Consider the following 22,654-nt stretch of genomic DNA (forward strand, 5'->3'; position numbering starts at 1 on the left):
GACGGGAACGGCCGGTGCTCCGCGCCCGAGCCACTGTCAGTGGCACGACGCACACTGGCAGCAGTAGGGCACGGGCGAAGGGGGACGCTGATGGACACCGAGGACGGGACCGGGTTCGAACCGGCCACCGGGGACGGCCCGACGGCTCCGGCACCGGACGCGAGGCGCGCCGCCTCCGTTCGGACGGCGTTCGAGGGGCTGCTCCAGATCCGTCGGTTGACGAACTCCGGGCACGCCGACCCGCAGGGCGTACCCGCGCAGTGGGAGACGCACCGGCCGGTACGGGCGGTCGCCATCGCTCTGGAGGCATCAGGCCTTGCCGCCTCGGCCGTTGACGGATCGGGCCTGCGTACGGCGACCGGTTACCGCTTGCAGCGGGGCGAGGCACCGGGCGGTGTACGTGTCGAGTGGCTCGGTCCGCCCGGCAGCGGGGCCGCCCGTTCGGAGGAGGCCGAGCTGGCCCGGTGCGCGGCCGTGCTGCGGGAGTTGGGCTGGACGGTGCTGCTGTACCGGGGAGCGCGTCGTCGAAGATTCCTGGAGGTCGAGCCACCGGCCGGTGCGCGACGACCGAACAGCGGGTAGCGGGCGCCCCCGCGCCGCCGTCGGCGGGCGTTGTCAGACCCATGGGGGATGCTGGTGGGTCCGACACCTCTGACCGGGAGATGCTGAGATGTGCAATGACGAACTCGCCGCGGCACAGGCGTATGTCCGACTGCTGGAGGCCACTCGCGCCGCGCTCGCGGAGCCGGACGACGGCCCCTTGTACGTGCCGTTGCTCGCCTCGCCGATCGCCGAGGCCGATGGTGCGCTGGAGCGTGCCGGCCTGTTCGGTAACGAGTCCCGGTTCTTCGACCTCGTGAGCTCTCTCCAGCCGAGCATGTCCGGCAGTGGCCGCTGAGTCAACCCTGCTGAACGGCACCGCGGTCGCCTGGTGCTCCACCGCTGGACGAGGCCGGCCGAATCGCCCCGGCCGGCCTCAAGCCGTCACTCTTCACCTCGTCGCCCCGGTGCGCCACCATGCTCAGAACGAGTCGGCGGACCGGGCACCCGCACGGTGAATTGATTCAAGACACCAAGAGAACCCGACCGGCGACTTGACTGAACGACTGAGCAAACCTAGCGTACGACCTGGATGAAACGATTCATTCATCCGAAAGGTATCCGGTCACTGGATGACTCTGCTTACGAGGTGTTCATGTCTGATGTGTCGGCCGTCAAGGCAGCTCTGAAGTCCCAGGTCATCGAGACACCGTCGTGGGGGTACGGGAACTCCGGGACGCGGTTCAAGGTGTTCGCGCAGCCGGGTGTGCCGCGCGACCCGTTCGAGAAGCTGGAGGACGCGGCGCAGGTGCACGCGTTCACGGGTGTGGCGCCGAAGGTGTCGTTGCACATTCCGTGGGACAGGGTCGAGGACTACGCCGTGCTGACCCGGCATGCCGAGGATCTCGGGGTGCGGATCGGGGCGATCAACTCCAACGTCTTCCAGGACGACGACTACAAGCTCGGTTCGGTCACCCACCCGGACCCGAAGGTGCGCCGCAAGGCAACCGACCATCTGCTGGAGTGCGTCGACATCATGGACGAGACCGGGTCTCCCGATCTCAAGCTCTGGTTCTCCGACGGCACCAACTACCCCGGGCAGGACGACATCACGGCCCGTCAGGACCGGCTCGCCGAGGCGCTGGCCGAGGTGTACGGGCGTCTGGGGGCCGAGCAGCGGATGCTGCTGGAGTACAAGCTCTTCGAGCCCGCGTTCTACACGATGGACGTGCCGGACTGGGGTACGGCGTACGCGCACTGCCTGAACCTCGGTCCGAAGGCCCAGGTGGTCGTGGACACCGGGCACCACGCGCCGGGCACCAACATCGAGTTCATCGTGGCCTCGCTGCTGCGCGCGGGAAAGCTCGGCGCCTTCGACTTCAACTCCCGGTTCTACGCGGACGACGATCTGATGGCCGGGGCCGCCGACCCGTTCCAGTTGTTCCGGATCATGCACGAGGTGGTCAGGAACGACGGCCTCAAGCCCGAGACGAACGTCAACTTCATGCTCGACCAGTGTCACAACATCGAGGCGAAGATCCCCGCCGTGATCCGGTCGGTCGCCAATGTGCAGGAGGCGACCGCCAAGGCTCTGCTGGTCGACATGGCGGCGCTGAGCGCCGCGCAGCAGTCCGGCGATGTACTGGCCGCGAACGGCGCCCTGATGGATGCGTACAACACCGATGTGCGTCCGCTGCTGGCCGAGGTGCGTGAGGAACTCGGCCTGGCGAGGGACCCGTTCGCCGCCTACCTGGCCTCGGGCAACCAGGAGCGGATCGCCGCCGCCCGGGTCGGTGGCGATCAGGCCGGCTGGGGCGCCTGAGCCCCGCCCGCTCCCCCGCCCGACCATCGACCGGTTCAGACGGACCCCGACCACGAAGGAAACTCATGACCTCCGCGACGCATACCGAAGTCGCCGCGCTGCTGGAACGCGCCCACCGGATCGGCTCCGACGCCCGGAACACCAACTACGCCGGTGGCAATACATCGGTCAAGGCCCCCGCAACCGACCCGGTCACCGGCGGCGACACCGAACTGCTGTGGGTCAAGGGTTCCGGTGGTGATCTCGGCACGCTCACCGAGGCCGGGCTCGCCGTGCTGCGCCTGGACCGGGTGCGGGCTCTCAAGGACGTGTACCCGGGGGTGGAGCGCGAGGACGAGATGGTGTCGGCGTTCGACTACTGCCTGCACGGCAAGGGTGGTGCGGCCCCGTCCATCGACACGGCGATGCATGCCTTGATCGAGGCCGCTCACGTCGACCATCTGCATCCGGACTCGGGGATCGCGCTGGCGTGCGCGGTCGACGGTGAGAAGCTGACTGCGGAGTGCTTCGGGGACAAAGTGGCCTGGGTGGGCTGGCGGAGGCCGGGGTTCCAGCTCGGTCTGGACATCGCCGCGGTCAAGGCGGCCAACCCGCGGGCCGTCGGAGTGATCCTCGGCGGCCATGGCATCACGGCCTGGGGCGAGACGTCCGAGGAGTGCGAGCGCAATGCCCTCTGGATGATCCGCACCGCCGAGACCTTCCTCCAGGAACGGGGCAGGGCCGAACCCTTCGGCCCCGCCTGGAGGGGCCGGGAGCCGCTCCCCGAGGAGCGGCGCCGGGAGCGTGCGGCCGCGCTCGCCCCGCTGATCCGCGGTCTGGCCTCCACCGACCGTCCGCAGGTGGGCCACTTCACCGACACGGAGCCGGTGCTGGACTTCCTCGCCCGTACCGAACACCCGCGGCTCGCCTCGCTGGGCACCTCGTGCCCGGACCACTTCCTTCGTACGAAGGTCAGCCCGCTGGTGCTCGACCTGCCGGCGGATGCCCCGCTGGACGAGGCGGCGGCGCGGCTGAAGGAGCTGCACGGGGAGTACCGGGAGGCGTATCGCGCGTACTACGAGCGTCATGCCTCGCCCGACTCCCCCGCGATGCGCGGTGCGGACCCGGCGATCGTGCTGGTGCCCGGGGTCGGCATGTTCTCCTTCGGCAAGGACAAGCAGACGGCCCGGGTCGCCGGGGAGTTCTACCTCAATGCCATCAATGTGATGCGTGGCGCCGAGGCCGTCTCCTCGTACGCACCGATCGAGGAGTCCGAGAAGTTCCGGATCGAGTACTGGGAGCTGGAGGAGGCCAAGCTCCGCCGGATGCCGAAGGCCAAGCCGCTGGCCACCCGGGTGGCGCTGGTCACGGGCGCGGGGTCCGGCATCGGCAAGGCCATCGCGCACCGGCTGGTCGCGGAGGGGGCGTGTGTCGTCGTCGCGGACATCGACGCGGAGAACGCCGCCTCGGTGGCACAGGAGCTCGGCGGGTCGGACAAGGCGGTCGCCGTGACGGTCGATGTGACCAGCGAGGAGCAGATCGCCGGCGCGTTCCGGGCTGCGGCGCTGGCGTTCGGTGGTGTGGATCTCGTGGTGAACAACGCCGGGATCTCCATCTCGAAGCCGCTGCTGGAGACGACGGCCCGGGAATGGGATCTTCAGCACGACATCATGGCGCGCGGCTCGTTCCTGGTGTCGCGCGAGGCCGCCCGGGTGATGAGGACGCAGAATCTCGGTGGCGACATCGTCTACATCACGTCGAAGAACGCCGTGTTCGCGGGTCCGAACAACATCGCCTACTCGGCCACCAAGGCCGACCAGGCTCACCAGGTGCGGCTGTTGGCGGCGGAGCTGGGCGAGCACGGGATCCGGGTCAACGGCATCAACCCGGATGGCGTGGTGCGCGGTTCGGGGATCTTCGCAGGCGGCTGGGGCGCCCAGCGTGCGGCGACTTACGGCATCGAGGAGGAGAAGCTCGGCGAGTTCTACGCCCAGCGGACCCTCCTCAAGCGCGAAGTGCTCCCGGAGCATGTGGCCAATGCCGTCTTCGCGCTGACCGGCGGGGACCTCACGCACACGACCGGACTTCATGTTCCCGTCGATGCCGGTGTGGCCGCGGCGTTCCTTCGATGACACGCCTTCCAGCGATGCCGAGCGTTCCGGCGGGGACCCGCGTTCCCGAGACGACGCGAGTTCCCAAGATGTCCCGTTCTTCCGCGATCACCGGATGAGATTCCCATGTCTGTGACGTCACCAAGCGACGCGACCTTCGCCGCCGTGGACCTCGGTGCCACCAGCGGCCGGGTGATCACCGGTCTGGCCGGTCCCGGGAAGCTCGTACTGACCGAGGCGCACCGATTCGCCAATACGCCGGTCCGGTTGCCGGACGGGTTGCGGTGGGACGTGCTCGCGCTGTACCAGGGGATGCTGGACGGTCTGCGGACCGCTGCGCGCAACGGTCCGATCGCCTCGATCGGCATCGATACCTGGGCCGTCGACTACGGCCTGCTCGATGCGGACGGGGCGCTGCTCGGGCTGCCGTTCCACTACCGCGACAGCCGGAACGGAAGGGCGGCCGAGCAGGTGCTGACGGTGTGCGGGGCGCAGGAGCTGTATGCCGTCAGCGGATTGCAGCATCTGCCGTTCAACACCGTGTTCCAGCTGGCTGCTCACCGTGCGAGTGCCCAGTGGGGTGCGGCCCGGACGATGCTGCTGCTCCCCGATCTGCTGACGCACTGGCTGACCGGCGCGGTGGGTGCGGAGATCACCAATGCGTCCACGACCGGTCTGTTCGACGCGTCGGCCGGCGGCTGGTCCGATGCGCTGATCGGCCGGCTGGGTCTGGAGCGTTCGTGGTTCCCGCCGTTGCGTGAGCCGGGTGATCCGGCGGGGACACTGCTGCCGCATGTTGCCGAATACACGGGTCTGCCGGCCGGGACGCCGGTGACGGCCGTCGCCTCGCACGACACGGCGTCGGCGGTCGCGGCGGTGCCCGCGACCGAGCCCGGTTTCGCCTATGTGTCATGCGGTACGTGGTCGCTGGCAGGACTTGAGCTGACGGCTCCGGTACTGACGGAGGATTCCCGCGCGGCGAACTTCACCAACGAGCGCGGGGTGGACGGCACCGTCCGCTATCTCCGCAACATCATGGGGATGTGGCTGCTGGAGGAGTGCCGACGGACCTGGGAACGGCGGGGCCAGGCTTTGGGCCTGGCCGAGCTGCTCGCGGAGGCCGCCCGCGCCCGGCCGTTCGCGGCGCTGATCGATCCCGACGACGAGACGTTCCTCTCACCGGGTGACATGCCCTCGCGTATCGACACCCATCTCGTGGGGACCGGGCAGGTACCGCCCGACAGTCCCGGCGGCTATGCCCGATGTGTCCTGGAGAGCCTGGCGCTGGCTCATCGCCGGACTCTGCGGCAGGCTGCCGGCCTCGCGGGGCGGGAGCTGAGCCGGATCCACCTTGTCGGCGGGGGGTCGCGCAACGAGCTGCTGTGCCAGTGGACCGCGGATGCCACGGGGCTGCCCGTCACGGCCGGCCCGGCCGAGGCGACCGCGCTCGGCAACATCCTGTTGCAGGCACGTGCCCATGGACTGGTGGGCGACCTCACGGACATGCGACAACTGGTGGCACAGACCCAGGAATTGCGCCACTACACCCCGCGGGGGGACCGGCGGGCCTGGGACCGGGCCGCCGCGAGGCTGGAACCGGCCTGAGCCCACTCGCCCCCTGCTCGCGCCGGAAAGTCCGGGCTCCCTTCGGGGAAGCCCGGACCCTCGACGGAACCGAAGGAAGGAAACTCATGACTGATGTCTCGCCCGCCGTGCTCGGCGGTGTGCTCACCCGCACCACGCGCCGTCGTACCCGTGTCGGTCTGGTGTCCGGCGGACTCGGTGCGTACTGGCCGCAGTTCCCCGGTCTGCTCGACCGGCTGCGGGAGTCGGCCCGCTTCGTGACCGGGCGGTTCGAGGAGATGGACTGCGAGGTCGTCGACGCCGGGTTCATCTCCGACCCGCAGGAGGCCGCGAAGGCCGCGGAACGGCTGCGCTCGGCCGACTGCGACATCGTCGTGACGTTTCTGACGACGTATCTGACAGCCTCGATGGTGCTGCCGATCGCCCAGCGCACGCAGGCTCCGGTGCTGGTGATCGACCTCCAGCCGACCGAGGCGATGGACCACCCGGACACCGACACGGGCAAGTGGCTGGCGTACTGCGGGCAGTGCCCGCTGCCGGAGGTCGCCAATGTGTTCCGGCGCGGCGGCATCCCCTTCCGCTCGGTCTCGGGCCATCTGCACGACGAGAACGCGTGGATGCGGATCCGCCGCTGGATCCGCGCCGCTAGGGTGCGCGGCGCACTGCGCCACGGCCGGCACGGTCTGATGGGCCACCTCTACCCCGGCATGCTCGACGTGTCCACCGACATGACGCTGGTCTCCACCCAGTTCGGCGGGCATGTCGAAGTCCTCGAATTCGACGACCTGCGGGTCCGGGTCGCCGCCGTGACGGACGAGGCTGCCGCCGAACGCGTCGAGCTCGCGCGTACGGTCTTCACCCTCGACGACTCCGTCGACGAGGACGACCTCGCCTGGGCGGCACGGGTTTCGGTCGGACTGGACCGGCTCGTCGAGGACTTCGGACTCGACAGTCTCGCCTACTACCACCGCGGCCTGGAGGGCGAGATCCACGAGCGGCTCGGCGCCGGCCTGATCCTCGGCGCGTCGCTGCTGACCGCGCGCGGCATCCCGATGGCCGGTGAGTACGAACTGCGCACCAGCCTCGCCATGCTGATCTCCGACACCATCGGTGCCGGTGGTTCGTTCACCGAACTCCAGGCCCTCAATTTCCGGGACCGGGTTGTCGAGATGGGCCACGACGGCCCCGCCCACCTCGCCATCAGCGCCAAGGATCCGCTGTTGCGCGGACTGGGCGTCTACCACGGCAAGCGCGGCTGGGGCGTGAGCGTGGAATTCGACGTCAGGCATGGCCCGGTCACCACGTTCGGTATCGGTCAGGAAGCCGACGGGACCTTCACCTTCATCGCCTCCGAGGGCGAGGTCGTGCCCGGACCGCTGCTGGAGATCGGCAACACCACCTCCCGGGTCGACTTCGGTTTCGACCCCGGCGAGTGGACCGATGCCTGGTCCGCGACCGGCATCGGTCACCACTGGACGCTGTGCACCGGCCATCGCGCCAAGGACCTCAAGGCCGCGGCCGACCTGCTCGGCATCCCGTTCCGCAGGGTCGACGGGCCGAACGACCTCTGAATCCCGTACGTGGTCTCCGCCCCGCCTCAGTGCGTCTCAGTCCGTCGTCCTGGAGGGGGCGGCCAGGCCGAGTTCGCGGTCGCCCAGCGGGGCGAAGAAGCGTGCCACGTCGGCCTCGGTGACGTCGGCGAGAGCCGGCGGGCTCCACTGCGGGTTGCGGTCCTTGTCGATGATCTGGGCCCGCACGCCCTCCACGAAGTCGGGCCTGGTGAAGGCGGTGCACGAAGTCCGGTACTCCTGGTCGAGCACCGCTTCCAGGCTGCCGAGCCCGCGTGTCCTGCGCAGAGCGGAGAGGGTCACCTTGAGGGCGGTGGGCGACTTGGTCAGGATGGTTTCGGCGGCCTGCTTGGCGGCAGGGACGCCACTGTTTTCGAGCCGGTCGACGATCTCCTCGACCGTGTCCGCCCGGTAGCAGGAGTCGATCCACTCACGGTGCGCGGCCAGTTCACCGTCCGGCGCGGGTGAGGCGTGCCGCCGCACCGTCACCCCGATCTCGGCTGCCGTTCCGCAACCGGCGAGGTCAGCGGTGAGTTCGGCGAGCCGCTGCGACGGTACGAAGTGGTCCGCGAGCCCGCACAGCAGCGCATCGCCCGCGCCGACCGCTTCCGCGGTGAGCGCCAGGTGGGTGCCGAGCTCACCGGGCGCCGCGCCGAGCAGGTGCGTGCCACCGACATCGGGGACGAATCCGATGCCGGTCTCGGGCATGGCGACGCGCGAGCGTTCGGTGACGACGCGGACGTCGCCGTGGGCCGAGACGCCGACGCCTCCGCCCATCACGATGCCGTCCATGATCGCGACGTAGGGCTTGGGGAATCGGGCGATGCGGGCATTGAGCCTGTACTCGTCGCGCCAGAAGTCCATCGATGTGCTGCCGCCTGCCCGGGCGTCCTCGTAGAGGGACCGGATGTCGCCGCCCGCGCAGAGGCCGCGCTCGCCCGCCCCGGTGATCAGGACCGCGGTGACGGAGTCGTCGAGCTCGGCGTCGGCGAGTGCTTCGGTGACGCGCGCGACCATGGCGTGATTCAGCGCGTTGAGCGCACGTGGACGGTTGAGCGTGATGTGCCGGACCCGGCCTTCGGTGTGCAGCAGAACTGGATCTTCGTGATTCATGGACGCGCTCCGGTCAGCCCCTGTGCCGTATCGACCGCCGATCGCGGACGATCTTCCGCTGCCATTCTGCGGGGCGGGGTCCGTGCCGGATCAGCAGGGGTCCCGAGCCCGACCGGTCCGGTCCTCGGGCCGGATTCTGCCAGGTTTCCGCTGTGGCAACCTGCCGGAAGCGGTTCGACAATTGAGTCACCCAGTACGGGCCGTGCCGCCCGGTAGCTCCGCCCGGCGACCTCCGGAGCAGCCATGACCGATCACGACCAGCAACCGAGCACCTCCGTCCCGTCGCGCCTGCTGATCGAGAAGACCCACAACGGCGAGAACGAGACGGTCCAGCGGCTTGCCATGAACCGGACGGGCAGCTTCGAGTGGGACATGCGGGCCGGGACGCTCGACATGGACGATGCCGGGCTGCTGGTGTTCGGTCTGGACCCGCAGACCTTCGACTCGCGGCCCGAGACCGTGCTGGACCGGCTCGAACAGTCGGAACGGACCCGTCTCGATCTGGCGATCGACGAGGCGATCAGGAGCGGACGCAGTTCGTACACCGTTCATATCCGGGTGCCGATGGACGACGGCAGGGACCAGTGGACCCATATCCAGGCACGCATACTGCGCAGCGACGACGGCCAGGCGCACCGGGTCGTCGGGGTGGTGCAGGACGCCACGGCGGAAGTCACCCATTCGGCCTTCTTGCTCGACCTGGAAAAACGGCGGCAGCGGCAGACCAGCATCGTTGAACGCACAACGAGCGCGCTCTCACGCGCGGTGACCGTCGACGATGTGACCGCCGCGCTCACCGGACCCAGCGCACTTGCCAGGCTCGGAGCGGACGGTCTCTCGCTCGGTCTCGTCGAGAACACCACGCTGAGCGTCATCGCGCTGAGCGGCAACTCGGTGGAGGCGATCGACGCGCTCGGGGACGCCGGGCTGGACCGGCGGTTCCCCCTGGCGGACACCGTTCTCAGCGGCCGGCCCCGGTTCCTGACCTCGGTCTCGGCTCTCATCCGTCGCTACCCCGCACTGGCTCCCTGCGCCGACCGGCTGAAGTTCCGGGCCGCCGCCTATCTGCCCCTCGTGGCCCAGGCGCGTTCCCTCGGCACCCTGGCGCTCTTCTACCGCGAGAGCACGTCCTTCAACGCGGATGAGCGCAATCTGTGTCTGGGGCTGGCCGCCATCGTGGCGCAGTCCCTGCAGCGCGCAAAGCTCTTCGACGAGGAACGCGAATTCGCCACCGGCCTCCAGTCCGCGATGCTGCCGCGGCGGATCCAGGAGATCGAGGGCGGCGAGATCGCGGTGCGCTACCACGCCGCCTGGAGCGGACGTCAGGTCGGCGGTGACTGGTACGACGTGATCGCGCTGCCCAAGAACCGGTTCGGGATCGTGGTCGGTGACGTACAGGGTCACGACACGCACGCCGCCGCCATCATGGGCCAGTTGCGCATCGCCCTGCGCGCGTACGCCGGCGAGGGGCATCCTCCGTCGACGGTGCTGGCCCGAGCCTCGCGTTTCCTCGCCGAGCTGGACACGGACCGCTTCGCGACCTGTACGTACGCCCAGGTCGATCTCGCGTCGGGGACCGTGCGCGTGGTCCGGGCCGGGCATTTCGGCCCATTGATCCGGCATATGGACGGCCGGGTCGGCAGCCCCCAGGTCCGGGGAGGTCTGCCGCTGGGCATCTCGACCGAGTTCGAGGACGAGGAGTTCCCGGAGACCCGCCTCGACCTGGTGCCGGGCGAAACGCTTGTCCTGTACACCGATGGGCTGGTGGAGGAGCCGGGGGCCGACATCGACGCGGGTGTGCGGGCGCTGATCAACGAGGTGAGCGTGGGGCCGGCGGGCGCCCAGGCACTGGCGGACCATCTGTCGGACCAGCTCTGGGAGCGTTGGGGGTCGGGGGACGACGTTGCCCTTCTGGTGCTTCGGCGCAGCCCGGACCCCGGGTCACCACGGGCCCCGCGGTTGCACCAGTACATCCACCAGGCGGATCCGGAGGGGCTGTCCGACGCCCGGACCATCGTGCGTCAAGCCCTGACCGACTGGGACATGGCCGAACTCGCGGACGATGCGGAGCTGGTGACCGGCGAGCTGCTGGTGAATGTCCTGCTGCACACGGAAGGCGGCGCGGTCCTCACTCTGGAGGTGCTGCCGGAGCCCGTCAGGCGGGTCCGCCTCTCCGTGCAGGACCGCTCCAGCGCCTGGCCGAGGCGTCGCAGCCCGGGCGAAACCGCGACATCGGGGCGGGGCCTGCTGCTCCTGGATGCCGTCGCGACCCGGTGGGGCATCGAGCCGCGCGGCGAGGGCAAGGCGGTCTGGTGCGAGATCGGGCCTCCGGTGCCACCCGCCACCACTCCCCCGCCGAACGCGCAGCAGGTGTGACGACGGCCCCGAGGAACTCGCCGCCCCTGCCGGCGGCGGCCGTCCGGGGTGACGCGCCGCCCCACGTGCCAGGCGTGGGGCGGCACCACCTCGGCCGATGGTTCCGGCACAGCCCGTGTCAGGAGCCCCGGTTCATTCGTCAGTGCTGTGGGGTACGGCGCTTGCGCACGGACCACATGATGCCGCCGCCCCCAGAAGTACAGCCACGGCCGCTCCGGCGATGACCGGAGTGGCGGACGAGGAACCCGTCTCGGCCAGGTCGGGCGAGCCGGGGCTCGGGGACCACGGCGGGCGCGGACGTCGAAGGCGCGTCGCTGGGCGTCGCGCTCATGTGGGGCGCCTCGGTGGACGGAGCCGGGGACGGTGTGCCCTCGGACGGCGCGGGCGGCGGGGTGGTTGTCCTCGCACACGGGTGCCGTCTTGGTCTCGTCGCGCGAGAAGTTGTCGCCGTCACCGGCCTTGACGACTAGCTGGACCTTCAGTTCCTTGTCGTGGGCGGGCAGTTCGAGCTTCTTGTGGATCAACTGCCCGCACATCGCCACTGGTTCGTACATGACGGTACGGCACGGAGGACAGGACCGCGTGGGCGCCCCCCGGAGCAGCCGGCGAAGGTGTTGCCGGAGAGACCGGAAAAGCCGTTGTCAGAGGCGGCGGTACATGATGTGCAACCCGACAAACCCCTGTTCCGGGTGGTTGAACCCCTCGGGCAGCGTTCCCAGGATCTCGAAACCGAGCGAACGGTAGAGCCGGACGGCGTGCATGTTCGTCTCCACCACTGCGTTGAACTGCATCGCCCTGAATCCCGACGCGCGGGCCCACTCCAGGGTGTACTCGCACAGGGCCCGGCCGACGCCCTGCCCCGAATGCCTGGGGTCGACCATGTAACTGGCACTGGCGATGTGCGAGCCATTGCCCATGTGGTTGGTGTTCATCTTGGCCGTGCCGAGGATCGTCCCGTCGTCGTCGACCGCGACGACCGTACGGTTGGGGGACTCCAGGACCCACCAGGAGCGGGCATCGACCTCGTCGAGATCGAGTGGGTAGGTGAAGGTCTCGCCCGTGGCAACGATTTCGTGGAAGAACGGCCAGATGGCGGGCCAGTCCTCGGTGGTGGCTTCCCTGATCAGCATGGGAGCCAGGATGCCGGTGTCGTTTTCCCTCCGCTAGTTCTTTATCCATCGGGCAGGCGCGCCCATCGGTCGTGGCCGGCGGCAGCCTCCTCGTCACGCGCCGAACGACGCACGCCCCGGCCCGGATTTCCGACGGCTCGCGGCCCTGGCTGTGCGCCCACGCAGTCCGATCCGGGCGAGCAGCCCAAGTGCGGGTTCCGCTACGTCCGTCGGCGCTTGGGCAGGGCCGGGCGCCGGGCCGGATCGAGGCGGAATGGCAGGAACGGGCACTGACGCCGGACCGGGTCCGGCATCGGCCGGGGAATCCGGCGTGCCTTCCCGCACACTCCCCGGGCGCGGCATGGCGCGCCATTCGCCGCCGGGACGCGGCGCCGGTCGGGCCTCCCGGGCATTGTCCAACTCCATGATCAGGCTCACCCGCCGCCACAGCATCTCGTCCGGTTCGTCGGCCTGCATCAGATACGCCATGGTCTCCCGCGCCAAGGGCGGCCCGGTCGGCCCGAAGGCAGGTTCGGGCCGGATCCTGGCGAGGTACGCGCGTTCGTACGGATCGTCGACCACTTCCGCCAACTGCACCGGGTCCAGCGAGTCCGCGAGCACGGCCGCCCGGGCCCAGGGGTCCTCCGTGAGGCTCAGCAGTCGTTCGACCCGGCGCGAGCGCCAGTTGCGCGCCCGGCAATCGGTGCCTCCCGCCAACTGGTCACGCAGCCAGGCCGGGCTCCTGCCGGTCAGGAGCCGGGATTCCCGGGCGGCGAACCCTGTGAGCTCGTCGGCGAGATAGAGCCAGACGATCGCCCGGTACCGGTTGAGGTAGAACGTGATCGGCGTGAGGCATCCCGCACGGGCGAGCCTGGTGAAGCGGTCCGGACTGATCCCGAGCTGCTGAGCCCCCTTTGCCGTACCGACCGTGCGCACCCTTTCCCGCAGCGCCTCCGGGAACCCCTCCTGCGACCGGAGGCGGTCGACCTCCTCGCAGCCGGCCCTCGGCCTTCCGCCGTCCGGTGGCAGAGTCAGGCGAATCAGTCCCAGATGGACGGCGATCGCGAACTCGCCGCGCTTCAAGCGGAGTTCCTGGGCCGCCGTGCCCACCGCCATTGTGCCTGCGGCGGCTGCGCTCGCCGCCTTCACAGCAGCGGACTCCGTACACACGTCTTCGGTAACAGCCATGAAACTCTCCCCCGCAAGCTCGGTTACTCTCTGTGAGCACCGTAACCCGGAAGGAATTGCGCCCGCCCGGCCTGTGGATAACTCCCGCGGCCGGATCAGATGCGGTCGGCTCCTTCGTCCTTCGCCTGCCGCGCGGCGACGCCCAGATGTTCACCGACCCTGTTGACAAGCAGCGTCATCTCATAGGCGACCTGGCCGACATCGGCCTCGGCCTCGCTCAGCACACACAGACAACTGCCGTCGCCCGCCGCCGTCACGAAAAGCAGTGCCTCGTCGAACTCCACCATGGTCTGCCGGGCCTTCCCCGCCCGGAAGTGGCGGCCCGACCCACGGGCCAGGCTGTGCAGCCCGGACGAGACCGCTGCGAGATGCTCGGCGTCCTCGCGGGCCAGACCCGTGCTCGCCCCCGTCACCAGGCCGTCGTTGGACAGCACCAGCGCGTGTCGTATGTGTTCGACCCTGCTCGTGAGGTCGTCAAGGAGCCAGTCGAGTCCCCTGTCCAGCGCCATTCCCCGCTCCTCCCCGCTCATACGTTCCCCGTGCCCCGTTGCCGTAAGCCTTGCGCACTGGTCACGCAGGGGCAAGCGCTCCTCGGTCATGTGGCTTGGTCCGGGCCCCGTGGCAGGCGGCGGAGGAGCACCCGGGAGGATCAGCTCACCGAGTCGAGGAGCCGGGCGGTGTGCATCCGGCCGGCGTACTCCACCATGCGGATCAGGACTTCCTTGCCGGAGTCCCGGTCGCGCGCGTCGCACAGGACGACGGGTGTGCCGAGGTCGAGATCGAGGGCGCGGGACACCTCGCGTTCACCGTACGTGCGCGCGCCGGCAAAGCAGTTGACCGCGACGACGAAGGGGATGCGGCGGTGCTCGAAGTAGTCGACGGCCGGAAAGCAGTCCTCCAGCCGGCGGGTGTCGGCGAGGACGACGGCCCCGAGCGCGCCCTGGGAGAGCTCGTCCCACAGGAACCAGAAGCGGTCCTGGCCCGGTGTGCCGAACAGATAGAGCGAGAGACCGGACCGGATGGTGATCCGTCCGAAGTCCATGGCGACGGTTGTGGTGGTCTTCTGACCGACGCCGTCCGTGTCGTCGACCGACTGCCCCGCCTCGCTGAGAAGTTCCTCCGTGCGCAGTGGCCGGATCTCGCTGACGGCACCGACCAGCGTTGTCTTTCCGACCCCGAAGCCGCCGGCGACCAATATCTTCAGTGCGAGAGCATCCGTCTCCGCGGCCTCCCCGGCCGTCTCCCCGTATGTGTGGTCAGCGTGTTCGGAAGGCATCGATCACTTCTCTCACCAGAGAGTCCCTGGACATCGAACGAGCAGGTCAGAGCTGCTTTGCGGGCTCGGTTCCCGTGAACCGCCGTCAAGCGCACACCGGCTTCCCGCCTGCCCCCGCCTGCGCAGGCCGACAGCATGGCAAAGAAGAACCTGCGCCGAGGGATGAGATCGATTCTTTGGTGATGTGACCGTTTCAGCTCATTCGCTGCCCGGATCACTCCACAATCCGACGCGTCTGCCGGGACAACGCCTGCCGTTCCCGGTCATACGCGCAAGGGCCCGTTCCTTCCTTCGGTGGGCACGGTGAGTCCGGGCGTCCGGGCCGCGGCTGCCCGAGCGGCCCGCGGACGGCGGCCGTCCGGCGCCTACACTGAAGACCTCGGGTGCGGGAAATCGAGCCACGCGGACAGGGAGAGCAAGAGTGTCGAGAGCTGCCGACGGCGGTTTCGAGGATCCGCCCGCGGATGTACTGGTGGAGGCCGCGGCAGCCTTCGGCCTGCTGGCGACGCCCGCGCGGCTGCACATCGTGTGGGCCCTGTCCCAGGGCGAGAGCGATGTGACCGGACTCGCGGACCGGGTGGGCGGCACCCTGCCTTCGGTGAGCCAGCATCTGACGAAACTCAAACTGGCAGGTCTCGTACGGTCCCGGCGCGAGGGCCGCCGACAGGTCTATCTGGTCGACGATCCCGATGTGGTGACCGTCGTCCGGCTGATGGTCGGCCAGCTCGCAGAGCGCGCCGGACACGCACCCGCTCATACCTCACGCCTCCGTGGGCTCGGTGCCTGAGAGCAGTGCCGCCGCAGGTCCCGGCAGCACCGACCCCGAAGGCCCGTCCGCCGTCGTCGTGCCGATGGCGGGCGCGGCAGCCGGGCGGGGCGCCGCCCCCGATGTCATGACTGCCACTGCCGCCGTTGCCGCGCCGACCTCCCTGCAGGTTCTCCGCTCGCTGGACAGCGGACCGCGGGGGCTGCTGGAGGAACAGGCCGGGGAACGGCTGGCAGGCTTCGGCGAGAACACGCTGCCGGCCTGGCGTCCGGTCTCCTGGCCCCGCCGTTTCCTGCGCAGTCTGCGCGATCCGTTCACCTCGGTGCTCCTGTGTCTGGGCCTGGTCTCAGCGGCGGTGGCCTCGTGGGGCACGGCGTGCGTGACGCTGGTGCTCGTGGTCGTCAGCTGTCTGCTGCGCTCCGCGGAGGAGCACCGGGCGGACCGGTCCACGGCCGCGCTGCGGGAGCTGGTGGCGACCACCGCGACCGTACTGCGTCGCGCGGGGCCCGATGCCGCGCCGCAGGAGCGTGAGGTGCCGGTCGGGGATCTGGTGCCGGGCGATGTGATCCGGCTCGGTCCGGGTGATCTCGTACCTGCCGATGTGCGGCTGTTGCGTGCGAGTGGCCTGACCGTGCATCAGTCGGCGCTCACCGGCGAGTCGGCGCCGGTCGCGAAGCACCCCGTCGACACGCCGTCACGGCCACGCGACGCCGACACCGGGGGCAGCGACGAGGAAGGACCGTTCGCTCGGCCGGAGCTGTGTTTCCAGGGCAGCAGTGTGGCATCCGGCAGCGGTACGGCGGTGGTGACGGCGACGGGGGCGGAAACCAGGTTCGCCGCCGCGTACGACGGTTCGGCGCGCCGCCGCGGCACGAGCGCCTTCGACCGTTCGGTGCACGGTATCTCCTGGACGCTGATCCGCTTCATGCTGCTCACTCCGCCCCTGGTACTCATGGCCAACGCGGCGCTGCGCGGCCGGGGCCTGGAGACGCTGCCGTTCGCCGTCGCGGTGGCTGTCGGGCTGACTCCGGAGATGCTGCCGGTGATCGTCACGACGGCGCTGGCCAGGGGCGCTTCGCTGCTCGCCAGGAACCACGGGGTGATCGTCAAGCGGCTGCCCGCGCTGCACGATCTCGGAGCGATCGACGTGCTGTGCGTGGACAAGACCGGAACCCTCACCCAGGACCGGCCGGTCGTCGAGAGTTCGCTGGACGCGTCGGGCCGGTCCGATCCCGAGGCACTCCACTGGGCCGCCGTCAACGCCCTGTGGACGCTGCAGCTAGCCGATCTGCCCACCCCCGACGCGCTCGACGAGGCGGTGCTGGACGCGGCCGAGGAGCGGGAGGAGACGCCGTCCGCGTATGACGGCGTCGCCGCGCTGCCGTTCGATCCGGTGCGCCGTCTCGCCACCGCGGTCGTCCGCCGCCCCGGAAGGCTCGGCGTCCACACGCTCGTGACCAAGGGAGCGGTCGAGGCGGTGCTCGACCGCTGCGCGCTGGACGAGGCCGAACGGATCCGGCTGGGCGAACTGGCCGCCCGCGAGACCGCGAACGGTCTGCGGCTGCTCGCCGTGGCCCGCACCGAGCGCCCGGCCGGGCCGCGTGCGTACACCACGGCCGACGAAAGAGGACTGACGTTCCTCGGCTTCGTCGCTCTGCGGGACACGCTCACACCGAGCGCGGCGGACGCGCTGGACGCGCTGAAGGAACGGGGCATCGCGGTCAAGGTCCTCACCGGCGACGATCCCGGCACCGTCGCCCGTGCCTGCCGGGATCTCGGCCTGGATCCGGGCGAGGTCATGTCCGCGGAGCGTACAGACGCGCTGTCGGACGGGGCACTCGCGGAGGCCGCCGACCGGGTCAGGGTCTTCGCCCGCTGCACGCCGGAGCACAAGGCACGGATCGTGTCCGCGCTGCGCTCCGCCGGGCGGACCACCGGATTCCTCGGTGACGGGGTCAACGATCTGCCCGCGATGCACGCGGCGGACGTCGGCATCTGTCCGCGCAACGCGGTCGATGTGGCGCGGGAGACCGCGGACGTGGTTCTTGCCGAGAAGGACCTCGCGGCCATCGATCAGGCGATCACCGCCGGCCGGCACTGCAGCGGGAACATCGCCACGTACCTGCGCATCACGCTCTCGTCGAACCTCGGCAATGTCATCGCGATGCTCGCGGCGGGGCTGATGCTGCCGTTCCTGCCGATGCTTCCGGCGCAGGTCCTGGTGCAGAACCTGTGCTTCGACGTGGCACAGCTGGCCTTCGCCTGCGACCGGCCCTCGGCCGAGGTGCTGCGGTGGCCCACGGTGCTGCGCCCGCGCGACTTCCTCCGCTTCATCACGGGCTTCGGTCTGCTGAACGCCGCCGCCGACCTGGCGACGTTCACCGTGCTGGCCTTCGCCCTGCACGGTTCCGCGACCTCCGGCGGGCAGGAGGCCTTCCACTCCGGATGGTTCACCGAGAACCTGCTCACCCAGGCCCTGGTGATGCTGCTGCTCCGTACCGGCGGACGGGTTGCCGGTGGTCGCGGCGGCGGTCCGTTGCGGCTGGCCGCGTGCGGTCTCGCGGTGGTCGGCCTGCTGCTGCCGCTCACCCCACTCGGCGGGCTGCTGGGCATGAGCGCCCTGCCACCGCTCTATTACCTGTTGCTGGCAACGGTGCTGGTCCTGTACGCCTACGGATTGCGGGCGGCCCGTACCCGCTACGAGCAGAAGTGGAGCCACTCGTGATCCCGTCGCGCACCGGCCGTCAGGAGACCGGCACCAGTACCGGCACCGGTCCGGGTATCGGTGGCGGGCAGGTGGTGCGTGCCCGTCGTGCCACGCTCGACGACGTGCCCGCGTTGGTGCGGCTGCGCGGGCTGATGCTGGCCGGGATGGGCGTGGAGACGGGCAGCCCCGACGCTCCGTGGCGGGCGGCCTCCGCGCAGTGGTTCGCCGAGCGGCTGCGCCGGCCCGGGGTGTTCGCCGCGTTCCTGGTCGACGATCCGGAGCTCGGCGTCGTCGCCAGTGCGGTCGGAACGTGCCACGCGCATGCCCCCGCCCCGGCGAACCTGAGCGGCTTGCAGGGGCACGTCTCCAATGTCAGCACCGATCCCCGGCGGCGCCGTCTCGGGCATGCCCGGGTCTGCCTGGACGCCCTGCTCACCTGGTTCCGCGAGGAGGCCCGGGTCACGGTGGTCAATCTGAACACCACCGAGGACGGGGCCGCGCTGTACGAGTCGTACGGCTTCGCGGCACCCCGTCATCCGGCACTGCAGCTCCGGACGGGCGGGGCGCCGCGCTGACCCCCGCCGGCCCGCTCCTGGCGGCGGGTCAGCCGTACGAGAGATCCGCGCACGGGTCGTCGTCGGCCGACCGGGCTCCGTCGGCAACGGCGGACGGAACGGTGGAGGGGGCCGGTGACCCGGGTGCGGCCGTCGGGTTCTGTGCGTAGGAACTGCCCAGGATCACCTGGATTCCGGCGCTGGCGGACGCCGTCGTCCGTGCTCCGGCGAAGAGCCGTGCGGTGGTCTCCGCCTGGTCCCGCAGTCCCGGCCCGTACTCGATGACGGTCGAGGTGTGGTCCTGCCTGCTCGCCGTGGCCGTGGTGGTGACGGTGAAGTCGCGGGAGCGCAGGAACTCGGCCGCCTGGGCCGCGAGTCCCCTGACCGTGGTTCCGTTGTAGACGGCGACGCTGATTCCCTTGCCGGAAACCGGGGCGTCCGCCGCGGGTGACGTCTGGCCGCTGCCCTTTCCGTCGCCGTTGTCGGACGACTTGCCCGAGCCCTTGCCGCTGGCGTCCTTGCCGTCGACCGTGCGGTCGGCCTTCAGCGAGGCCCAGAGCGCGTCGGCGTCCGGTTCGACGATCGCGACGCGGGCACCCTCGTATCGCCAGGGGACGGTCACGAACTTGGTGTTGTGCAGGTCGATCTGCTTCATCGACATGGCGAACGACAGCAGCCGGTCGGCCGATCCGAGTCCGGGGTCGACGGTCATCGCGTCGGTGGCCGCATTGGCCAGGGGCAGCAGAGTGGTGGGGTTCAGCCCCTGGGACTTGACCTTCTTGATGAGGGAGGCGACGAAGGCCTGCTGCCGCTTGATCCGCCCTATGTCGGAGCCGTCGCCGATGCCGTGCCGCAGCCGGACGTAGTCGAGTGCCCGCTGCCCGGCAACGGTCTGCGGGCCCTTCGCGAAGATCTTGGCCCCTCGGGTGGGCCGCTTCGGACTGAGGTCGCGCTCGTAGATGTCCTGGGGCAGGCAGACCGGAACGCCGCCGACGGCCGAGGTCAGCGCGGAGAATCCGGCGAAGTCGATGACGACGGTGTGGTCGACGCGCAGGCCGGTGAGATGTTCGACGGTGTTCTGGGTGCAGGCCGGGTTTCCCTCGGCCGTCTCCCCCACCGAGAACGCCCCGTTGAACATCGCGTCGTGCTGCGGGGCGGTCCACTCGCCGCCGGGCCCTTTGCAGGCCGGGATGTCGACCAGCGCGTCACGCGGAATGGACACGGCCACCGCGTGCTTGTGGTCGCCGTACACGTGGAGGAGGAACGCGGTGTCGGAGCGCCCCACCGCGCCCGTGCCGCCACCGAGTCTACTGTTGTCGCCCGAGCGCGAGTCCGACCCGATGACCAGGACATTCTGCCCCTGCGAGGAACCTGGCGGCCGGTTGTCGGAGATCCCGTCCGCGCTGAACGTGTCGATGCTGCCGCCGAGTTTGAGGTAGCCCCACCCGACACCGGCGACCAGCAGCACGAGGAACGACAGCCCGAACATGACTGTCCGGCGCAGGCGGCCGGCCCTTCCCCTGCCCGCTCCCGCTTTGCGACTTCCCGTCATCGCCCACCCCGTCCGTCCGGTTTCCATGAGGCAAGACGTGCTCCGCCACTCCATGGTTGTACAGTTGCGCAATGTAGCAAGTATTGATGTTCGAGTGGATCATCGGACCTGCCTACAGCCAGCCTGAAGTACTGTCCGCGAAGGCCGAGCGGAGAATCCGGCCAAAGCAGCGAAAGGAAGGGCGGGATGCACATGTTGCGCAACGGTCTCGAACCCTGGCACCTGTTGATCCTGGCGATCGTGGTGATCGCACTGTTCGGCTCGAAGAAGTTGCCGGACACGGCACGGGCCCTGGGCAAATCCATGCGGATCCTGAAGAGTGAGGCGAAGGCCATGAAGGAGACCGATGTGCAGGCGCCCCGTACCGATCCACACGCTTAGGACACCGGCCCACCAACGTACGGCACGCCTCACATACGTTCACTTCAAGGCTTGCGCAAGCAAGGGAACCATGGTCACGACACCGTCGTTGACCGGGTGACGGCCGAAGCAGCGCCGTTCACCAAATCGCTGGACCACTGGATCAATGGAGGAAGTTCATGGGTGTGACCCTGGCCAAGGGCGGAAACGTCTCCTTGTCGAAGGAGGCACCCGGCCTGACCGCAGTGACGGTCGGCCTGGGCTGGGACGTACGGACGACGACGGGCGCGGACCACGACCTGGACGCGAGCGCACTGCTGTGCTCGGACGCGGGCAAGGTCCTCTCCGATCTGCACTTCGTCTTCTACAACAACCTCACGAGCCCGGACGGTTCGGTCCAGCACACCGGCGACAACCTGACCGGTGAGGGCGAGGGCGACGACGAATCCATCAATGTGGACCTGTCGGCCGTCCCGTCGGATGTGGCCAAGATAGTCTTTCCGGTCTCCATTCATGACGCGCAGAGCCGCGGGCAGAGCTTCGGCCAGGTCCGCAACGCGTTCATCCGCGTGGTGAACCGGGCGAACGGCGTCGAGCTGGCCCGTTACGACCTCAGCGAGGACGCCTCGACGGAGACCGCCATGGTCTTCGGCGAGCTGTACCGGCACGGTGCGGAGTGGAAGTTCCGTGCGGTCGGCCAGGGTTACGCCTCGGGGCTGGCGGGGATCGCGTCCGACTACGGCGTCAACGTCTGATCGGGACGCTCCTCGCGTACAACGGGCGCGGGCCCCTTCTCCCCCTCCGTCGGAGCGGGGAGAGGGGCCCGTACGGCCCGCTCGCCCGGCGCACTCCTACAGGGCCCGCAAGCCGTTGATCACCTCACGCAGGATGTGCTCGTCGGGCAACTGCGCGGGCGGTACGGGGCGGCTGACGCGTACATACCCGGCTTCGAGCAGATCCCCGAGGAGTACGCGGACGACGCCCACGGGAAGGTCGGCATCGGCCGAGAGTTCCGCGACGGACTGGGACTCCGATCGGCAGAGCGTGAGCAGGGCCCGGTGTTCGGGGCCGAGCAGGCACTCCTGCGAGCGGTCCGGTGCGTGGTCGTCGAAGGTGACGAGTGCGATCAGATCGAACTGCGCGCCGCTGGGGCCCGGTTCGGTCCGCCCGCCCGTCACCGCGTACGGACGGACCAGTGGACCGGCCTCTGCGTCGTACCACTGGCTGCCCGGAAGCAGGCGTGGTCCCGGGGGACGCGGAATGTCTCCCGGGACCTCATCGGTCATGGACACGGCCGCCTCCGCCCGCTCAGCCGACGGCCGACGGGGGTGCGGCGAACCGCGGCGGGGTACGCAGATGCTCGCCGACGCGTTTGACGAGCCGGGCCATCTCGTAGGCCACCAGGCCGATATCGGCGAAGGCCGTACTGAGCACGGCGATGCACGATCCGTCGCCCGCCGCTGCCACGAACAGAAAGCCCTCGTCCATCTCGACCATGGTCTGCCGTACGTTCCCGGCCTCGAATTGGCGGCCCGCGCCCTTGGCGAGGCTGTGGAATCCCGAGGCCACCGCGGCGAGATGCTCGGCGTCCTCGCGGCAGAGTGCGCTGGAGGCCCCCACCGCCAGGCCGTCGCCGGAGAGCACCACGGCATGCCGGACCTCGCCGACCCGTGCCACCAGGTCGTCCAGCAGCCAGTCGAGTTCCCCCGGGGTGCGGCGCCCGGCGGTACTCTCGTTCGCGATCATTCATGGTCTCCTTCGCTGCGTGGACGGGGGTCGGTGGCGCCGGGCCGGGGCGCGGAGGTGCCGGGAGCCGTGCCACCGCCGCGCATCCAGCCGTTGCGGTAGGCGGTCATGCGGTCCCTGGCCTGCTCGGGGGTGCGCACACCGGGGCTGCCGGTGCCGTTCGGGGCGTCGCCCGGTGACGGTTCGTCGGGGCGGGGCTCCTCACGGAGTTGCGGGACGAGGCTGGCCTGCCGCACCCGGCGCGGCTGGGGGTCCTCGTCGGGCCGCGGGTCCGTGTGGGCCACGGCCCCGGGCCGGTCCGCC

At 69.9% G+C, this 22,654-nt stretch carries 20 protein-coding genes and 2 pseudogenes; 12 read left to right on the forward strand and 10 right to left on the reverse strand.

Annotated features, from left to right (window positions below; translation table 11 throughout):
• Positions 1-90 precede the first annotated feature (90 nt).
• The 6 genes from ABZY11_RS12730 (at position 91) to ABZY11_RS12755 (ending at position 7,607) form a co-directional block, all read left to right on the forward strand.
• Positions 91-582: a hypothetical protein gene (locus tag ABZY11_RS12730; RefSeq protein ID WP_356479136.1), complete on the forward strand. Its 492-nt coding sequence runs from the start codon at positions 91-93 to the stop codon at positions 580-582.
• Between the two features lie 88 nt (positions 583-670).
• Positions 671-898 carry a hypothetical protein gene (locus tag ABZY11_RS12735; protein ID WP_356479137.1) on the forward strand — a complete coding sequence of 76 codons (228 nt, stop codon included), beginning with the start codon at positions 671-673 and terminating at the stop codon, positions 896-898.
• Between the two features lie 297 nt (positions 899-1,195).
• A complete protein-coding gene (rhaI, locus tag ABZY11_RS12740) occupies positions 1,196-2,362 on the forward strand; it encodes an L-rhamnose isomerase (RefSeq protein ID WP_356479138.1) in 1,167 nt (388 codons plus the stop codon).
• A 65-nt stretch (positions 2,363-2,427) separates the two neighbouring features.
• The gene (locus tag ABZY11_RS12745; RefSeq protein ID WP_356479139.1) at positions 2,428-4,473 is read left to right on the forward strand and encodes a bifunctional aldolase/short-chain dehydrogenase; all 2,046 of its coding nucleotides are present in this window, start codon (positions 2,428-2,430) and stop codon (positions 4,471-4,473) included.
• Between the two features lie 105 nt (positions 4,474-4,578).
• Entirely contained in the window at positions 4,579-6,057 is a 1,479-nt protein-coding gene (locus ABZY11_RS12750) for a rhamnulokinase family protein (protein WP_356479140.1), read from the forward strand.
• Between the two features lie 86 nt (positions 6,058-6,143).
• On the forward strand, positions 6,144-7,607 hold the full coding sequence (locus tag ABZY11_RS12755; protein WP_356479141.1) for an L-fucose/L-arabinose isomerase family protein: 1,464 nt from the start codon (positions 6,144-6,146) through the stop codon (positions 7,605-7,607).
• A gap of 36 nt (positions 7,608-7,643) precedes the next feature.
• Here ABZY11_RS12755 and ABZY11_RS12760 read toward each other — a convergent pair whose 3' ends face one another.
• Entirely contained in the window at positions 7,644-8,717 is a 1,074-nt protein-coding gene (locus ABZY11_RS12760) for an enoyl-CoA hydratase/isomerase family protein (RefSeq protein ID WP_356479142.1), read from the reverse strand.
• Between the two features lie 243 nt (positions 8,718-8,960).
• Here ABZY11_RS12760 and ABZY11_RS12765 point away from each other — a divergent pair, with 243 nt between their 5' ends.
• Positions 8,961-11,093 (forward strand): SpoIIE family protein phosphatase, encoded by a 2,133-nt coding sequence (locus tag ABZY11_RS12765; RefSeq protein ID WP_356479143.1) that lies wholly within the window; start codon positions 8,961-8,963, stop codon positions 11,091-11,093.
• A gap of 139 nt (positions 11,094-11,232) precedes the next feature.
• On the opposite strand, the pseudogene ABZY11_RS12770 reads toward ABZY11_RS12765, so the two are convergent.
• The 5 genes and pseudogenes from ABZY11_RS12770 to ABZY11_RS12790 form a co-directional block, all read right to left on the reverse strand.
• Positions 11,233-11,602 (reverse strand): annotated as a pseudogene (locus ABZY11_RS12770) (LAETG motif-containing sortase-dependent surface protein); the annotation flags it as partial.
• Positions 11,603-11,734: 132 nt separating this feature from the next.
• Positions 11,735-12,223: a GNAT family N-acetyltransferase gene (locus tag ABZY11_RS12775; protein WP_356479144.1), complete on the reverse strand. Its 489-nt coding sequence runs from the start codon at positions 12,221-12,223 to the stop codon at positions 11,735-11,737.
• Positions 12,224-12,316: 93 nt separating this feature from the next.
• Positions 12,317-13,390 (reverse strand): DUF6397 family protein, encoded by a 1,074-nt coding sequence (locus ABZY11_RS12780; protein ID WP_356479145.1) that lies wholly within the window; start codon positions 13,388-13,390, stop codon positions 12,317-12,319.
• A gap of 95 nt (positions 13,391-13,485) precedes the next feature.
• Positions 13,486-13,899, reverse strand: coding sequence for a roadblock/LC7 domain-containing protein (locus ABZY11_RS12785; protein WP_356479146.1), 414 nt, complete (start codon positions 13,897-13,899; stop codon positions 13,486-13,488).
• 140 nt (positions 13,900-14,039) lie between these two features.
• On the reverse strand, positions 14,040-14,666 hold the full coding sequence (locus ABZY11_RS12790) for an ATP/GTP-binding protein (protein ID WP_356479147.1): 627 nt from the start codon (positions 14,664-14,666) through the stop codon (positions 14,040-14,042).
• 421 nt (positions 14,667-15,087) lie between these two features.
• Here ABZY11_RS12790 and ABZY11_RS12795 point away from each other — a divergent pair, with 421 nt between their 5' ends.
• From ABZY11_RS12795 to ABZY11_RS12805, 3 genes are read left to right on the forward strand one after another with little or no spacing between them, the layout of a single operon-like run.
• On the forward strand, positions 15,088-15,453 hold the full coding sequence (locus ABZY11_RS12795; protein ID WP_356479148.1) for a metalloregulator ArsR/SmtB family transcription factor: 366 nt from the start codon (positions 15,088-15,090) through the stop codon (positions 15,451-15,453).
• Entirely contained in the window at positions 15,437-18,157 is a 2,721-nt protein-coding gene (gene mgtA / locus ABZY11_RS12800; RefSeq protein ID WP_356479149.1) for a magnesium-translocating P-type ATPase, read from the forward strand. Before ABZY11_RS12795 ends, mgtA begins: the two co-directional genes overlap by 17 nt.
• Entirely contained in the window at positions 18,154-18,714 is a 561-nt protein-coding gene (locus ABZY11_RS12805) for a GNAT family N-acetyltransferase (protein ID WP_356479150.1), read from the forward strand. Before mgtA ends, ABZY11_RS12805 begins: the two co-directional genes overlap by 4 nt.
• 28 nt (positions 18,715-18,742) lie before the next feature.
• Here ABZY11_RS12805 and ABZY11_RS12810 read toward each other — a convergent pair whose 3' ends face one another.
• Positions 18,743-20,182 carry an LCP family protein gene (locus ABZY11_RS12810; RefSeq protein WP_356479151.1) on the reverse strand — a complete coding sequence of 480 codons (1,440 nt, stop codon included), beginning with the start codon at positions 20,180-20,182 and terminating at the stop codon, positions 18,743-18,745.
• Between the two features lie 255 nt (positions 20,183-20,437).
• On the opposite strand from ABZY11_RS12810, the gene tatA reads away from it, so the two are divergent.
• Positions 20,438-20,626, forward strand: coding sequence for a Sec-independent protein translocase subunit TatA (tatA, locus tag ABZY11_RS12815; protein WP_356479157.1), 189 nt, complete (start codon positions 20,438-20,440; stop codon positions 20,624-20,626).
• A 158-nt stretch (positions 20,627-20,784) separates the two neighbouring features.
• Complete coding sequence (locus ABZY11_RS12820; protein ID WP_351262595.1) at positions 20,785-21,360, forward strand: TerD family protein; 576 nt, start codon at positions 20,785-20,787, stop codon at positions 21,358-21,360.
• A 96-nt stretch (positions 21,361-21,456) separates the two neighbouring features.
• Here the strand turns inward: ABZY11_RS12820 and ABZY11_RS12825 are convergent, their stop codons facing one another.
• The 3 genes and pseudogenes from ABZY11_RS12825 to ABZY11_RS12835 all read right to left on the reverse strand — a co-directional run.
• On the reverse strand, positions 21,457-21,891 hold the full coding sequence (locus ABZY11_RS12825; protein WP_356479152.1) for a DUF742 domain-containing protein: 435 nt from the start codon (positions 21,889-21,891) through the stop codon (positions 21,457-21,459).
• Between the two features lie 22 nt (positions 21,892-21,913).
• Entirely contained in the window at positions 21,914-22,351 is a 438-nt protein-coding gene (locus ABZY11_RS12830; protein WP_356479153.1) for a roadblock/LC7 domain-containing protein, read from the reverse strand.
• A pseudogene (locus ABZY11_RS12835) lies at positions 22,348-22,654 on the reverse strand (ATPase); the annotation flags it as partial. The pseudogene ABZY11_RS12835 and the gene ABZY11_RS12830, both read right to left, overlap by 4 nt.

This window comes from Streptomyces sp. NPDC006510 (assembly GCF_040611955.1).
Classification (GTDB): domain Bacteria; phylum Actinomycetota; class Actinomycetes; order Streptomycetales; family Streptomycetaceae; genus Streptomyces.